Source organism: Paenibacillus sp. 05T425, assembly GCF_056396205.1.
On sequence record NZ_JBFTLA010000024.1, the window covers coordinates 1 to 14725 of the forward strand.

The 14725-nt window shown below is 50.0% G+C and carries 14 protein-coding genes, 1 rRNA gene and 4 riboswitches; all 15 genes read right to left on the reverse strand.

The window, feature by feature from the left end; translation table 11 throughout:
- Positions 1-239: ribosomal RNA gene (locus tag AC1DF0_RS30345) — 16S ribosomal RNA — on the reverse strand; the annotation flags it as partial.
- A gap of 254 nt (positions 240-493) precedes the next feature.
- Positions 494-1300, reverse strand: coding sequence for a transglutaminase domain-containing protein (locus AC1DF0_RS30350; RefSeq protein WP_477577232.1), 807 nt, complete (start codon positions 1298-1300; stop codon positions 494-496).
- Between the two features lie 13 nt (positions 1301-1313).
- Positions 1314-1392, reverse strand: a riboswitch (cyclic di-GMP riboswitch).
- A 53-nt stretch (positions 1393-1445) separates the two neighbouring features.
- A riboswitch (cyclic di-GMP riboswitch) is annotated at positions 1446-1524 on the reverse strand.
- A 54-nt stretch (positions 1525-1578) separates the two neighbouring features.
- Positions 1579-1657, reverse strand: a riboswitch (cyclic di-GMP riboswitch).
- A 200-nt stretch (positions 1658-1857) separates the two neighbouring features.
- The gene (locus AC1DF0_RS30355; protein ID WP_477577234.1) at positions 1858-3435 is read right to left on the reverse strand and encodes an LPXTG cell wall anchor domain-containing protein; all 1578 of its coding nucleotides are present in this window, start codon (positions 3433-3435) and stop codon (positions 1858-1860) included.
- A 67-nt stretch (positions 3436-3502) separates the two neighbouring features.
- Positions 3503-3598: riboswitch (cyclic di-GMP riboswitch) on the reverse strand.
- Between the two features lie 284 nt (positions 3599-3882).
- Complete coding sequence (lysS, locus tag AC1DF0_RS30360; protein ID WP_442050009.1) at positions 3883-5403, reverse strand: lysine--tRNA ligase; 1521 nt, start codon at positions 5401-5403, stop codon at positions 3883-3885.
- 89 nt (positions 5404-5492) lie between these two features.
- Complete coding sequence (gene greA, locus AC1DF0_RS30365) at positions 5493-5969, reverse strand: transcription elongation factor GreA (RefSeq protein WP_442050010.1); 477 nt, start codon at positions 5967-5969, stop codon at positions 5493-5495.
- Positions 5970-6311: 342 nt separating this feature from the next.
- Positions 6312-7349 carry a tRNA dihydrouridine synthase DusB gene (gene dusB / locus AC1DF0_RS30370; protein WP_477577237.1) on the reverse strand — a complete coding sequence of 346 codons (1038 nt, stop codon included), beginning with the start codon at positions 7347-7349 and terminating at the stop codon, positions 6312-6314.
- Between the two features lie 62 nt (positions 7350-7411).
- A complete protein-coding gene (locus tag AC1DF0_RS30375; RefSeq protein WP_442050012.1) occupies positions 7412-7624 on the reverse strand; it encodes a helix-turn-helix domain-containing protein in 213 nt (70 codons plus the stop codon).
- A complete protein-coding gene (gene folK / locus AC1DF0_RS30380; protein WP_442050078.1) occupies positions 7576-8130 on the reverse strand; it encodes a 2-amino-4-hydroxy-6-hydroxymethyldihydropteridine diphosphokinase in 555 nt (184 codons plus the stop codon). The genes AC1DF0_RS30375 and folK overlap by 49 nt, the downstream gene beginning before the upstream one ends.
- Entirely contained in the window at positions 8108-8494 is a 387-nt protein-coding gene (folB, locus tag AC1DF0_RS30385; protein WP_477577239.1) for a dihydroneopterin aldolase, read from the reverse strand. The genes folK and folB overlap by 23 nt, the downstream gene beginning before the upstream one ends.
- A 36-nt stretch (positions 8495-8530) precedes the next feature.
- Positions 8531-9391 (reverse strand): dihydropteroate synthase, encoded by an 861-nt coding sequence (gene folP, locus AC1DF0_RS30390; protein WP_477577241.1) that lies wholly within the window; start codon positions 9389-9391, stop codon positions 8531-8533.
- 20 nt (positions 9392-9411) lie between these two features.
- Positions 9412-10305, reverse strand: coding sequence for an aminodeoxychorismate lyase (pabC, locus tag AC1DF0_RS30395; RefSeq protein WP_477577243.1), 894 nt, complete (start codon positions 10303-10305; stop codon positions 9412-9414).
- The gene (gene pabA / locus AC1DF0_RS30400; protein WP_477577245.1) at positions 10302-10883 is read right to left on the reverse strand and encodes an aminodeoxychorismate/anthranilate synthase component II; all 582 of its coding nucleotides are present in this window, start codon (positions 10881-10883) and stop codon (positions 10302-10304) included. The genes pabC and pabA overlap by 4 nt, the downstream gene beginning before the upstream one ends.
- 17 nt (positions 10884-10900) lie before the next feature.
- Positions 10901-12475 carry an anthranilate synthase component I family protein gene (locus AC1DF0_RS30405; protein ID WP_442050017.1) on the reverse strand — a complete coding sequence of 525 codons (1575 nt, stop codon included), beginning with the start codon at positions 12473-12475 and terminating at the stop codon, positions 10901-10903.
- A gap of 161 nt (positions 12476-12636) precedes the next feature.
- On the reverse strand, positions 12637-13575 hold the full coding sequence (gene cysK, locus AC1DF0_RS30410) for a cysteine synthase A (protein ID WP_442050018.1): 939 nt from the start codon (positions 13573-13575) through the stop codon (positions 12637-12639).
- Between the two features lie 162 nt (positions 13576-13737).
- Entirely contained in the window at positions 13738-14712 is a 975-nt protein-coding gene (locus AC1DF0_RS30415; protein ID WP_442050019.1) for a peptidylprolyl isomerase, read from the reverse strand.
- Between the last annotated feature and the right edge of the window lie 13 nt (positions 14713-14725).

The window sequence follows — 14725 nt, forward strand, 5'->3', positions numbered from 1 at the left end:
GCAGGTCCATCTATAAGTGACAGATTGCTCCGTCTTTCCCGATTCGGTCATGCGACCAAATCGCGTATCCGGTATTAGCATTCGTTTCCGAATGTTATCCCAGTCTTATAGGCAGGTTACCTACGTGTTACTCACCCGTCCGCCGCTAACCTTACCCCGAAGGATAAGATCCGCTCGACTTGCATGTATTAGGCACGCCGCCAGCGTTCGTCCTGAGCCAGGATCAAACTCTCCATAAAGGTGTTTGACTTGCTCAAAAACTTTTTATTGCGTCAGAAGCCAAAGCTTCTTAATTGGCAGTTTCGCTCGTTGTTCAGTTTTCAAAGAACAATCTTTTCTTTCGTGTCGGCCGTGTGTTTCAGCGGCGACTTAGATAATATATCACAGACGCCTATAGCATTGCAAGCACTTTTTATATAAACCTTTAAACTGTTTTCTATTATATAAGGTAACAAAAAAGACACGATGCCAAAGCACCGTGTCTAATAACTCTCTAGTATTGTTTTGCTGCCGAATATTTCGAAGCATCTTTAATCAGATCGAACTTCTTGTTGCTCTTCTTTAGGCCAGCGTCTACCGTCGTATCAATGACTACCCATTTACCGTTCATGTACACTTCGTTCCAAGCATGATACACACTCACATATTCCGTGTCACCCATTACGAGCTTAGTAGGAACTCCTACGCTACGAAGCATTGCAGCGAACAACGACGAGTAACCATAGCAGATATCTTTTTTCGTCGAAAGTGTTTTGTCGATGCTTGGGAGGTAATCATTCGAGATGTTAGCTGCCAAATCATAATCATATTTGATGTTATTAATGATGTAATCGTAGATTGCTTTTACTTTCTCGTTGTCTGATTTGCTGTTTTTTGTTAGCTCTTTGGCTTTAACAATAGCTAGACTCGAGCTTGTCCATGCAACATTTTGTACCGAGTTCAAGTAAATCACGCTGTTGTTAGCAAGGTTAAGCTTAACTGTTTCTTTGTTAACTACTTTATACTTGTTGCCTTCTGTATTCTCAAGTACCGAAACGGTGTAATCGCCATTTCCAAGTTGCAACGGGAATTGCTCTACTTTCTTGGAAGCTGTCATGTTATATGTATATTTATTATCGCCTTTTGCGATCATTACTTTTGTTTTCACGTTAGCCTTTACTTCGTAGGATACCGATACAATGCCTTTGTCTAAACTTGCTGTGTTCAACCAAGTTGTGTTTTCGCTAGCTTCTGCACTTGTAACTTTAATCGATGCGATCATGATGAACGCTACTGCTAACATAAGAACAAACTTACGCATGAATAAAACTCCCTTCGGTAGCTGGCTGCCATCTTTCGGAAGGCCCTTTAGCTTTGCGTCCCTACCTTTCGATAGGTTTGCCGTTATCGTGTAAAGTTTCATGGGACTGCTTGTCCCTTGTTATAAAACAAAAAAAGCTCTGTCTTTCGGTAGCTGGCTGCCATCATAAGGAAGGCCCTTTAGCTTTGCGTCCCTACCTTTCGATAGGTTTGCCATTATCGTGATTCGCTTTTCCAATGCTTGTCCTACTATTTAATAAAATAAAAAATGCTCCGTCTTTCGGTAGCTGGCTGCCATCATAAGGAAGGCCCTTTAGCTTTGCGTCCCTACCTTTCGATAGGTTTGCCGTTATCGTGATTAGCATCTATAGTCCTATATTACCATATGATTCTAGTAAATCAATACTATCTAGCAAAAAATAGATCAAAATTTTACAAAAAGGCGGGGACCGACACTCCAAAACCTCCTCAGTTCCTTTATAAACAAGACCAATCGACAAAAAAACTGCCCCGATTACCGTAAAGGCTATCAGGGCAGTTGCTTAGCAATTCTTAATTCTATGCTTTTGTTGATTTTTTCTTTTTGAACGTAAGCAATCCAATCAACAGCAGGCCAAGACCTGCCATATAAGTAGGAAACGAGCTTGTATCGCCTGTTTTCGGAAGCGTTGCTAATGGAACTTCGTTGTCTGTAACAGATGCTTCGTCTTCTTCTTTAACTGCATCCGTATCAGTGTCAACCGATCCTTGCGGTACCTCGTTGTCACCCTCTTCGACAACTTCCTCTTCACCTGCGTCTACCGATCCTTGAGGTGTATCGTCTTCGTCAACAACAACTTCTGTTTCCGGTGTTGCTGTTGGCTCAAYTGTCGGAGTCGGTTCTACCGTTGGTTCCGGTGTCGATTCTGGCGTTTCTACCGGCGTAGGAGCTGGCCTTGGTGTTGTTGTTGGTTGTGTCGTTGGTTCCGTTGTCGGCTCTACCGTTGGTTCCGGTGTCGGAACTGGTGTCGGTTCTGGCTTTACTGTCGGCTCCGGTGTCGGTGCCGGCGTTGCTGTAGGCTCCGGTGTCGGAGTCGCTGTTGGTTCTGGTGTTGCTGTCGGCTCCGGTGTCGGAGTCGCTGTTGGTTCTGGTGTTGCTGTCGGCTCCGGTGTCGGAGTCGCTGTTGGTTCTGGTGTTRCTGTCGGCTCCGGTGTCGGGGTCGCTGTTGGTTCTGGTGTTGCTGTCGGCTCCGGTGTCGGAGTCGCTGTTGGTTCTGGTGTTGCTGTCGGCTCCGGCGTCGGTGTTGCTGTTGGTTCCGGTGTCGGTGTTGCTGTTGGTTCCGGTGTCGGTGTTGCTGTTGGTTCCGGTGTCGGTACAATTACAGTCTTCTTCACGAAAAACTCGATTTCACGGATTTTATCCGTCTGAGCTGTCGAGGAACCGGATTTGATTCCGCTTGCTCCGTAGGATGTCGTCTCCGTTTTATATTTGTTGCCCGATTTCCAAGTGATCTTCACGCACACGACATCATGTTTCAATAAATCCGTGTCGTTGATTACGTTCCAATTAACAGTCTTCTTGTTGTTCTTTAATTCGCCGCTCACGACTTTTTTGCCGCTAGGTCCTACTTCAAAGCTATTAGAATTACCTACCGTATATTTATAGCTGGCATCGTAGCCTTCCGTGCAGCCTGGAGCCGGCAGTTCCTTGTAGTAAAATTTCACATAGGATATTGTTTGTTCTTTATAATAAGTTACCCATTTCCACTTACCGTTGACTTTTTCGTATTTCTCATAAGCATACTGAGGCGCCTGAAGGCCACTTCCGCTAATAGCACCGCCGTCATACTCATAGGTTTTAGTTGCACCATCCGATAACCCTTCAACTTTCACGCAAGTAATGGCATAACCATCTCCCGCATTCCAGTTCAAATTGGTTTTATCGTAGTCGCGGGAACCGCTAACGACTTGGTCCCCATCATCGGATAGGGAAAAATTATAGTTGTAAAAGAAGACCTCATCCACATAATCGCCGCTGCAATTGCTTGCCGCCCCACCGCCGCTTCCATGGGCAAAAACCGTACCAGCCGTACCGATCGTTAAGATGACGACCAACTTCAACAATAGGGCTGACTTCAACCACTTCTTCTTAATCATAAATACCCTCCCCCATAATATATGACGTCATGGCTTCCGCAAAATAAAAAAGACCGCCATGACAGTTCATGGCGGTCGGACGATCATAGCATCGATAGCTTAACGATGCCTTAGACTCCTGGCTTTGCGTCCCAACCTTTCGGATGGTTTGCGATTTACATGAGATATTGTTGTTTTGTTAGCTTTTTTGCATAAATATGTAACAATTGTGATTCGCAAGTCCTATTCTATTACTGTTACTATGAAGGTGTCAATACTAGATTAGCATTTTGAGAACATAAATTTCACGCCATTAAATGTATGCGTATTCATGCGTTTGTTCGACAAATTTCATCATGATAATTAGTAGAAGAAATAAGAAAAAGCGCGGCCGTCAGACGGTTATTCACCATCAACACGGCCACGCTTCTATAGTTATTTATATCTTGCTTCCATATAGCTCGTCTCTTACTCGCCAGAGCGATGATCTCTCATATGCGGGAACAACAGTACGTCCCGGATCGAAGGCGCATTCGTTAACAGCATAATGAGACGGTCGATGCCGATTCCCAAACCGCCAGTAGGCGGCATGCCGTATTCAAGGGCGCGGATGAAGTCATCATCCATCTCATGCGCTTCGTCGTTGCCGTGCTCTTTCTCTACGAGCTGTGCCTCGAACCGTTCGCGCTGGTCAATCGGATCGTTCAGCTCGGTAAAGGCGTTCGCGTGCTCGCGTGCTACGATGAATAGCTCGAAGCGGTCCGTGAAGCGCGGATCGGCTTCACTCTTCTTCGCCAGCGGCGAGATCGCAACCGGATGTCCGGTAACGAACGTAGGCTGGATGAGCGTATGCTCGCCAAATGTTTCGAAGAACGCGTTCAAGATATGACCAAACGTCATATGCGGCTCAACCGCAACTTTATGCTCTTTAGCAAGGCGATGTGCTTCCTCGTCGGTCATCTCCACGCTGAAGTCGACACCTGTAAGTTCCTTCACGAGATCTACCATCGAGACGCGGCGCCATTGCGGAGTCAAGTCGACTTCTTGGCCTTGGTACATAATCTTCGTTGTGCCAAGCACCTCTTGTGCGATATGCGCAATCAGATTCTCGGTCAGAGCCATAATATCTTTGTAGTCAGCGTAAGCCTCATACAGCTCGATCATTGTGAACTCAGGGTTGTGACGCGTCGAGATACCCTCGTTGCGGTATACGCGGCCGATCTCATATACCTTCTCCAAGCCGCCCACGATAAGACGTTTTAGATGAAGCTCGATCGCAATACGCATATAAAGCTGCATATCTAGCGCATTATGATGAGTGATGAAAGGACGAGCAGCAGCTCCGCCCGCTATCGAGTGCAACGTTGGCGTCTCTACTTCTAAGTAACCTCTCGAATCGAGATAACGGCGCATCGATTGAATGATTTTGGACCGGGTAATAAACGTTTGTTGAACGTCCGGATTCACAATCAGGTCGACATAACGTTGACGATAGCGCAGTTCGACGTCCTTCAGGCCATGGTACTTGTCAGGCAGCGGAAGCAACGACTTCGTCAATACGTCAACATCTTGCGCTTTGACGGAAACTTCGCCTGTATTCGTCTTGAACACGACGCCATGTACGCCGACAATATCACCAATATCAAGCAGATCGAAAGCAGCGAACTTATGCTCTTCGACCGTGTCCTTGCGGACGTAGATTTGAATCTTGCCGCTCAAGTCCTGGATATGCGCGAAGCCTGCCTTGCCCATGCCGCGCTTCTGCATAATACGGCCGGCGATGCTCACTTTAACCGCTTGGCCTTCCAGCTCTTCCTTCGTAGACGCTTCATAGGCTGTTAGTATATCTTTGGCATTATGAGTGCGCTCGAACTTCTTGCCGAATGGGTCAACGCCTAAAGCGCGAAGCTCGTCTAGTTTGTCTCTGCGGATCTGCAGAAGCTCACTAAGCTCCTGCTCCTGTCCCTGCTCGTTATTCTCATGTTCCACTTTCGTTCATCTCCCTGATACGTAAGGGTAACCGATAACGTTCAAAAAGCTTCCGGCAAGGAAGCTTTCTAAACCATTCATCGCAAACCTTATTTTTTGATATCGACAATTTTATATTGAATGATGCCGGCTGGTACGTTCACTTCTACAACGGTGCCTTTTTTCTTGCCTAGAATCGCCTTGCCAACCGGACTTTCATTAGAAATCTTATTTTGGAGCGGATCGGACTCCGCAGTGCCTACAATCGCATATTCCATTGTGTCGCCGAATTCCATATCTTCAACCGTTACAATCGAACCAATGCTCACCGTATCGATATCGATATCATCGTTATTGATGATACGCGCATTACGAAGCATCTTCTCAAGCGTAATAATACGGCCTTCGATAAATGCCTGCTCATTCTTCGCGTCCTCGTATTCGGAGTTCTCGCTAATATCGCCATAACCGATTGCAACCTTGATCCGCTCAGCGACTTCGCGGCGCTTGATCGACTTTAAGGTTTCCAGTTCCTCTTCAAGCTTCTTTAAGCCGTCCTGAGTCAGAATGATTTGCTTATCGTTCATCTTTCCGATTCTCCCGTCGTGTGACTTATTTTCATACCGTGTATGAATTCACTGTTACCTAATATATTACGCTTCATTGCCATCATACCTTGAGTCATTTCACTTTAAAGGAGTCTCTTGAGAGCCTCTTTGGATTATATTGCACGATTATATTTCAAAGTTGCCCCCAATGTCAATCAAAGCCAAACGTCCCATTGAAACCGTTTCACTTAGGCGTGAATCCATACATTCCGCATCATGCCGACATCTGTCGAACTTTGTCGATGCAAGTGCCGCTGCCTCCAAAATGAAGCATGCTCCGACATGGCGCTCCATTAAAAGCAGCGGCAACCGGCGATCCATTTAATGAATGATCTCTTCCGCTGCGGTATGGACGGATGAAGCGCCATTCTGCTCCTGCACGGCCTCTTCCTCCAATGAACGAATATAATTTCCCAAAATCGCCACCATGCGATCGCGGTCCGTTTCTTCCATAATAACGTCCTTCACGCGCGCGCCGCCTGGCAAGCCCTTCAAATACCATGCTAAGTGCTTGCGCATCTCGCGCACGGCTACCGCTTCGTTCTTCAGCGCGATCAGTCGGTCAAGGTGCAAGATCGCGACTTCCATCTTCTCGCGCGGTGCCGGATCGCCCAGAAGCTCGCCCGTTGCCAAGTACTGAATCGTACGATAGAGCATCCATGGGTTGCCCAACGCGCCGCGTCCGATCATAACGCCGTCGACGCCGGTGTGATCCAGCATCCTTCTCGCGTCTTCTGGCGAGAATACGTCGCCATTCCCAATTACGGGAATAGATACCGATTGTTTGACATCCCTTATGATGTCCCAATTCGCCTTGCCCGTATACAGTTGCTCCCGCGTCCGTCCATGTACGCTAACGGCTTTGCCGCCTGCGCGCTCAACCGCACGAGCGTTCTCGATCGCATAAATATGCTCGTCATCCCAGCCGATACGCATCTTCACCGTAACCGGCTTTTTCACTGCGTCTACGACAGCAGATACCATCTCATAGATTTTGTTCGGGTCAAGCAGCCAACGAGCGCCGGCGTCGCATTTCGTTACCTTCGGTACGGGGCATCCCATATTAATGTCTATAATGTCTGCATTCGTCTGCGTATCGACAACCTTCGCCGCCTCGACCAGCGACTCACGGTCGCCGCCGAATATTTGCAAGCTAAGCGGCTTCTCGCGCTCGTCAACGAACAGCATCTCCATCGTTCGTTTATTTCCGTGCAGGATCGCCTTGTCGCTCACCATCTCCGCGCATACAAGTCCCGTTCCGAATTCCTTTGCTATTAAACGAAAAGCAGGGTTGCACACGCCTGCCATCGGCGCCAGCACGACCCTATTCTTCATCTCGATGTCGCCGATTTTCAGCATGCCGTTCCAAACTCCTCATTGATATTATTTGATCCCAAGCGCCCTGTGCCGGACGTCAGGCTTTATTCACGGTTATCCGACATTAATTCCTCATAGTCGATCCCAAGCGTGCTCGCGATATGGTTAAGCAGCTTCGGGTCTGTCTTCCTCGTACCGCGCTCAAGCGAGCCCAATACCGCAACAGATACGCCAAGTACTTTGGCCAGCTCCTGCTGTGTGTAACCCTTCAGCTTCCGAAAGGCTCTGACGCGCTGCGCCAATTGATTGTTTTCCATAACGTGATGCCTTCCTTTCCATCCTGAAGCGCGCTGCCGGCCGCACGTGCAACCTCACTCTGCAGCGTATGCGATACTTCGATAACATCGTTTAACGGCACAAGCACGAATGACCGCTCCATCATGCGCGGATGCGGCAGTGTCAGCTCCTCTTGATCCATTCTGACATTATCGTATAGCAGGAGGTCGAGGTCAATGGTTCTCGGTCCCCAACGTATCTGCCTAACTCGCCCTAGCTGCAGCTCATATTCGAGGAGCTTGCGCAGCAGTTCGATCGGACTGAGCGAAGTGCGGATCGCTATGGCCATGTTCAGAAATGCAGGCTGATCTGTATAGCCGACAGGATCTGTCTCATAGATGCCCGACACACTCCGTACTTCAATGGTTGGTTCATGGTCAATCAGTCCGATAGCCTCCATCAGAAGCTGCTCTCGCTCTCCCATATTCGACCCTAAAGCGACGTACGCTTCGAATGACTGCCCGTTAGGCGGGAATCGCTCTTCCATGTGCACCCCGCTTTCTCCGCATCTCGATCGTTACCCCGTCAAAGTGGATATCGAACGGAGGATGCGGCTTTGTTACTCGAACCGTCACTTCATTTACCATAGTATAAGCTTCCAGAACCCGTGATGCAATGTGACCTGTTAAAGCTTCAATCAGCTTGAAAGGAGGTCCTTCCACGATCTCTTTCGTGAATGCATGGATCTCCGCGTAGTTAATTGTATAGTTCAAATCATCGGTCTCAGCAGCTTGGCCAAGCTCCATATGCAGCACGACATCGACGTAAAATTGCTGCCCCAGCTTATTCTCTTCGGCAAAAACGCCATGATACCCGTAGAAGCGCATCCCTTTAATCGCCATTTGGTCCATTTCCGTCACTCCCCTCACAGGCAAACGTCTTATTTCTTACTTTGTTGTCTTAAATTTCAAAATAGCGTCCGTCATCAAAGCGGTCTGCTTCATCTCGCGAACGTCATGCACCCTTACGATATGACTGCCTTGCGCGATACCAAGCGCGACTGTCGCGGCTGTGCCGAATGCCAACTCTTCCACGGGCAAGCTCAGCGTGTCGCGAATAAACCGTTTGCGCGATGTGCCGAGCAGCACCGGATAGCCCAGCGCCGACAGTTCGGATAAGCGAGCAAGCAGCTCCAAGTTGTTCTCGTACGTTTTGGCGAACCCGATACCGGGATCGAGCCATACCTGAGTCTCCGAAACGCCGGCCGTCTTCGCGATCTCGACACTGCCAAGCAGATCAGCCAGCACATCGGGCACGAAATCGTTGTAGTCCCGCGCATGACGGTTATGGTTAAGAATAACGGGACAGCCGAACTCTGCGGCCACTGCCGCCATCTCGGGGTCACCCTTCAAGGCCCATATATCGTTAATAATGTGAGCGCCCGCTTCGAGCGCCTGACGTGCAGCAGCAGCCTTATACGTGTCTATAGACAGCGGTATATGCGGAATTTCCTTCCGCACCGCTTCAATAACAGGAATGATGCGCCGCAGCTCCTCATCAAGAGGAACGGGCTCGAAACCCGGACGCGTCGATTCGCCGCCGATATCGAGAATATCCGCCCCATCCTCCACCATAGCAAGCGCGTGGGCTACTGCAGCATCCACCCCCGTATACTTGCCGCCATCAGAGAAGGAGTCAGGCGTCGCATTGAGAATGCCCATAATTAATGTACGTTTGCCAAGCTCCAGCCGAATGCCGCCGTTCAACTCATATAACCAATGTCTATTATGCGTGCTGCTCTTGCTCATGCTGCCACTCTCCTTAACCGTTATTCATTCCCGACAAGTCGCGATGTATCCGCACGATAGAGTGCTAGCAAGCCTCTCGTCAGATCTCCCGCATAACCGTCGCCAACTTGTACAGTCTCGTTCCTGCTCGCAATGTCGGATAGCGTCGTAATCGGTATAAGCTCCTGTATGGAGTTAGTCATCCATATTTCATCAGCTCGTACAAGCTCTTCCCATGTAAAATGTCCTTCATGCACCGCATGCCCCGCTTCCCGTGCAAGCTCGATAACACGCTCGCGCGTTACACCGGGTAAGATGCCCGTATCAATAGCCGGCGTGCACAAAATGCCGTCCTTCACATAGAACAGATTGCTCACAATGCCTTCAGCGATCCAGCCTTCCTTCGTCAGCATAAGCCCCTCGGCTCCTGACGGAGGAGAAGAGGCAAGCAGCTCACGCTTCGCAATAATATTATTCATATAATGGAGAGATTTGAATCTGATGTCGCCTTCCGGCGTGTTCCGCCGCGTCTGCAGCAGCCTCAGCTCTCTTCCATGCATAGGAATCGAATCATTGACCGGCGGCAGCGACTTCACGAGCAGCAGCACGCTCGGCTGCTCGTAATCGCCCGTTGGGAGACCAAGCTCGCCAACACCCGCGCTTACCGTCAGACGGACATAACCGTCCGTCAGGCCGTTCGCAGCCAGCAGCTCCGTCACCTGCTCGCTAATTTCCTTCTCATCGCCGCGATACAGAATGCCTAGCTGTTCGCAGCCAACCTGCAGCCGCCTTAGATGGCGGTTCAGCAGGTAAGGACGGCCGCCGTAAGTACGGAACGTCTCGAACAGGCCCAAACCGTACAAAAAACCGTGATCGTAGACCGAGATCACGGCTTCGCCTGCTTCCTTAACAGAGCCGTTCAAGCTGACTTTCATCGCGCGGCTCCGGTTTTATTTTGCAAAAAGTTACGAAGCATCGTCAGGCCATGCTCCGTGATGATCGATTCAGGGTGGAATTGAACGCCCTCAATCGCGTATTCCTTATGACGAAGACCCATAATCTCGCCTTCATCCGTCTCAGCCGTAATCACGAGACAGTCCGGCAGCGTCTCGCGTCGAACGATCAGCGAATGGTAGCGCGTCGCCGTGAACGGGGATGGCATGCCTTCGAAGATCGACTTGCTGTCATGATGAATGAGTGAAGTTTTGCCGTGCATCAGCTTCTCCGCGCGGACAACCTCGCCTCCGAACGCTTGTCCGATCGATTGGTGGCCTAGGCATACGCCGAAGATCGGAATAACGCCTTTGAAATGGTCGATGAGCGAGAGACTGATTCCCGCTTCATTAGGCGAGCAAGGACCTGGCGAAATGAGAATATGGTCGGGCTTCAGCGCTTCAATGCCCGCTAGGTCGATCTCGTCATTTCTTTTGACCACAATCTCTTCGCCAAGCTCTCCCAAATACTGAACGAGATTGTACGTAAAGGAATCGTAATTATCAATTACAAGGATCATCGTCTAAGCTCCCCCTCTTATCCGTTGTTTGCTCCGGCCAACTGTTCGCTGTACTGAACGGCCTTCCACAACGCCTTCGCTTTGTTCAGAGATTCATAATATTCGCGTTCCGGATTCGAGTCGATCACGATACCGGCACCTGCCTGTATATGAGCAACGCCATCCTTGATAGCCATCGTTCTAATAATAATATTAAATTCCATATCGCCGTTATAGTCAATCCAGCCGAGCGATCCCGTGTACGGACCTCTGCGTACCGGCTCAAGCTCCTCTATAATTTCCATCGTTCGAATCTTCGGTGCTCCTGTAATCGTGCCTCCCGGGAACGTAGCCGCAATGACGTCATATGCGTCCTTGCCTTCGGCAAGAACCCCTTCGACTTGCGACACGAGGTGCATCACATGCGAGTAATACTCGATGACCATAAGTTCCTTCACTTCAACCGTCCCGTACGTCGATATACGGCCGAGGTCGTTGCGTTCCAGATCGACGAGCATAATATGCTCGGCGCGCTCCTTCTCGTTAGCGACAAGCTCCTCTGCAAGCTGGCGGTCTTCTTCCTCTGTCCGCCCTCTGCGCCTCGTGCCGGCAATCGGCCTCGTTGCCAATCTGCCGTCCTGCAGCTCTACGAGCAGCTCCGGTGAAGCCGACACCAGCTGGAAGTCAGGGCAGCGCAGGAAGCCCATGTATGGCGACGGATTGAACAGTCTGAGCCATTCGTACAGCTCTTCCGGTGACGTATCAATCGCACGGCTTTGACGCTGGGACAGATTTACCTGGAACACATCGCCTTGGCCGATATAATTGCGAATCGCTTCTACGGCGTCCATATACGCCTGCTTCTTGAACGGTGAGCTAATATCGTTCATTTGTTCGATGTCGATATGAAGATGATCCGCTTCCGTCAGCTTAAGGCGCTTCTCCTTGACCGCCTCCGCCTTGCGGCACGCTTTCTCTTCTTCGAACCATGTCAGCCAGTAGTCTGTCATCCCCTCGGCGCGAGACAGCGCACGATCGTAGGCTTCCAGCAGCTCCTCCTCACTGGCGTTCGGATCAATTGGCATATGGACAGCACAATAAACGACAGAGCGCTCATGATCAATAATCCATAGTTCATTCATTCGCATGAACAAGTAATCCGGCAAAGTCAGATCATCGTCCGCAAGCTCCGGCAAACGTTCTATCGAACGTATCACATCATAGCTCCAGTAGCCGACACAGCCGCCGATCCACTTCGGTCCATAAGCTAGACGCGGTCCGACTGCGCCCGCCATCCATTCCCTCATCACTTCAAGCGGCTTGCCATGCCAGTTGCGCCGGCTTTGCTCCTCTAGCGATTCGTAGGTGACGGACTCGGCAGTCAGTCCTTTGCCCCGAATAATGGCATCCGGATGCAAGCCCAAATACGTATACTTGCCATCCTTCCCGCTCTCCAGCACAACGGCATACGGTGATGCGTCCTGCCATGCTTCTTCCCAAGAAGTGACTATGCCGCTATCACGGCTCTGAATCGGCAATTCCTTAAGCAACGGAAGCGTCGTATATTTCCGCTCGGCGTGCCACCGGACCCACTGCTTTCTATCGGTGACCATCACCCTCAACCCCCGTTCATCTGACTTATTTTGCCTAGTATACAGAATAGCGCGGCAAAAGAAAAGGGCGTGGCTTCTTTCTTGAAGGGCCCAGGCAGTAAATGGAGAAAAGCCTCCCACTCCGAGGAATGGAAGGCTTGAATTGCAGCTATCGTTATGGATTAGTTGTCGAAGTTGAAGAGCGGTGTGCTCAGGTAACGTTCACCGTTACTTGGAACAATCGCTACTACGCGTTTGCCTTCGCCAAGTTCTTTGGCAACTTGAAGCGCTGCGAAGATCGCTGCGCCGGAAGAAATACCGCAAAGGATACCTTCTTCTTTCGCTGCGCGACGCGCGTATTCAAAAGCATCTTCGTTCTCAATTGTAATAACGCCGTCATAGATCTCACGGTCCAGGATGTCAGGCACGAAGTTAGCGCCGATACCTTGAATCTTATGAGGACCTGGCTTGCCGCCGGAGAGCAACGGGGAAGCCGCAGGCTCAACCGCGTAAATTTTGATACCGTCGAAATTCTTCTTCAAGATTTCGCCAGCGCCTGTAATCGTACCGCCAGTGCCGATACCAGCGATGAAAGCGTCCAGCTTGCCGTCAAGCGAGTTGATCGCTTCTACGATCTCAGGACCAGTCGTTTCGCGGTGAATCTTCACGTTCGCTTGGTTCTTGAATTGTTGCGGCAGGAAGTACGAAGGGTTCTCTTGCGCAAGCTCTTCCGCTTTGCGAACCGCTCCGTTCATGCCTTCCGATCCTGGCGTCAGAACAAGCTCAGCGCCGTAAGCGCGAAGCAGGTTGCGACGCTCAAGGCTCATCGTCTCAGGCATTACAAGAATAGCCTTGTACCCTTTCGCTGCTGCGACAAGAGCAAGCCCGATGCCTGTGTTGCCGCTTGTTGGTTCAATAATCGTATCGCCAGGCTTAAGTACGCCTTGTGCTTCAGCTACTTCGATCATGCTGATTGCAATACGGTCTTTCACGCTTGCGCCTGGATTCTGGTACTCCAGTTTCACGTAAACTTCTGCGCTGCCTTCAGGTACGAGACGGTTCAAACGGACAAGCGGTGTATCGCCGATTAGATCTGTAACACTATTCACGATTCTAGCCATGGAAATGATTGCCTCCCTATTCCGACTAAATTAGTAGGTTATTAAACTAATTCCATCTTAACAATGTCTTGCATCCGTTGTCAATAGCGACTTTATCTATATTTTGCCTGATTACTCAGCTATATCCTAGCCATCCCATTCATCGTCCTGATAAACGAGTGGCTACTTGTTCTTAACCGCTTTATATTTGACAAGCAGCTTCTCCTCTTGTGCACTCATCGGGCCTGCTAGCTCCAAAGCAAGCTGCTTGCGAACCGTATCCTTCAGCCGGCTTTCGGTCATGGTCGTTGTCATTCTGCGCTCCACAAGCCGAATGATGGCGAAGCCGCCATCCACGGCAATCGGCCCAGCCATCTCGGCAATCTGCAGACGGCTTGCCGTATCCATCATCTCGCTGTCATAGAACGGGTCGTCCGCATCAATAAGCCCGAGATCGCCGCCATCTTCCGCCGTGAACGAATCCATCGAATACGTTCGCGCCATCGTAACGAAATCTTCCCCTTCCGTTAGCCGCTCCAGCACCTCGTTAGCTTGCTGCTCGTTCTCCGTCAGTATCCACTGAAGATGCAATTGCTCTTTGGGGGCGAACTCTTCCTGATGCTCAGAAATATACTGTTCCACCTCGTAATCGGTAACATCGATACTGCGAACAACGATTTTTTCCATTAATAAGCGATATCGAACATCCTCCAGCAGCTGTTCCTGGGTATAGCCTAGCTGCTCTTGCATGACTTCATAAAACTCAGCTTCGCTCTCGTAGCCTTCAGCCATTAGTTCCAGTTCTCTAGTCTGCTCCTGACTCGATACTGTCAAATTCGATTGAGCTGCTTCCAGCTCAATCGCTTTGTGGAGCATCATCGTCCGCAGTACCTCGTCTCCGTACTGCTTTTGCAGCTCGGCTTGCAGCTCGGCCATCGTAATTGGCTCGCCATCAACCGTGGCAACAACTTGCCCCATGTCCGAAGGAGAACTGCCGTCCGCATCGCCCACACCTTCCGACTCTTCATTGCCTTGTGTTCCGTCACCGACTAGCGGCTGCTGCGATGGCCACACTCTGACGACCACAACGACAGCAAGCACAACCATACATACGGCTTGAAGGATGACAACGGCCTTCAGCACCTCGTATTTCTTCATTCCCCTACTGCCT

Bases quoted from the DNA above. Each gene is read 5' to 3' on its own strand.
- folK (WP_442050078.1), bottom strand. From the start codon at position 8,130: ATGGAAGAGCGATTCCCGCCTAACGGGCAGTCATTCGAAGCGTACGTC.
- greA (WP_442050010.1), bottom strand. From the start codon at position 5,969: ATGAACGATAAGCAAATCATTCTGACTCAGGACGGCTTAAAGAAGCTT.
- folP (WP_477577241.1), bottom strand. From the start codon at position 9,391: ATGAGCAAGAGCAGCACGCATAATAGACATTGGTTATATGAGTTGAAC.
- pabA (WP_477577245.1), bottom strand. From the start codon at position 10,883: ATGATCCTTGTAATTGATAATTACGATTCCTTTACGTACAATCTCGTT.
- AC1DF0_RS30415 (WP_442050019.1), bottom strand. From the start codon at position 14,712: ATGAAGAAATACGAGGTGCTGAAGGCCGTTGTCATCCTTCAAGCCGTA.
- AC1DF0_RS30405 (WP_442050017.1), bottom strand. From the start codon at position 12,475: ATGGTCACCGATAGAAAGCAGTGGGTCCGGTGGCACGCCGAGCGGAAA.
- pabC (WP_477577243.1), bottom strand. From the start codon at position 10,305: ATGAAAGTCAGCTTGAACGGCTCTGTTAAGGAAGCAGGCGAAGCCGTG.
- folB (WP_477577239.1), bottom strand. From the start codon at position 8,494: ATGGACCAAATGGCGATTAAAGGGATGCGCTTCTACGGGTATCATGGC.
- cysK (WP_442050018.1), bottom strand. From the start codon at position 13,575: ATGGCTAGAATCGTGAATAGTGTTACAGATCTAATCGGCGATACACCG.
- dusB (WP_477577237.1), bottom strand. From the start codon at position 7,349: ATGCTGAAAATCGGCGACATCGAGATGAAGAATAGGGTCGTGCTGGCG.
- AC1DF0_RS30350 (WP_477577232.1), bottom strand. From the start codon at position 1,300: ATGCGTAAGTTTGTTCTTATGTTAGCAGTAGCGTTCATCATGATCGCA.
- AC1DF0_RS30375 (WP_442050012.1), bottom strand. From the start codon at position 7,624: ATGGAAAACAATCAATTGGCGCAGCGCGTCAGAGCCTTTCGGAAGCTG.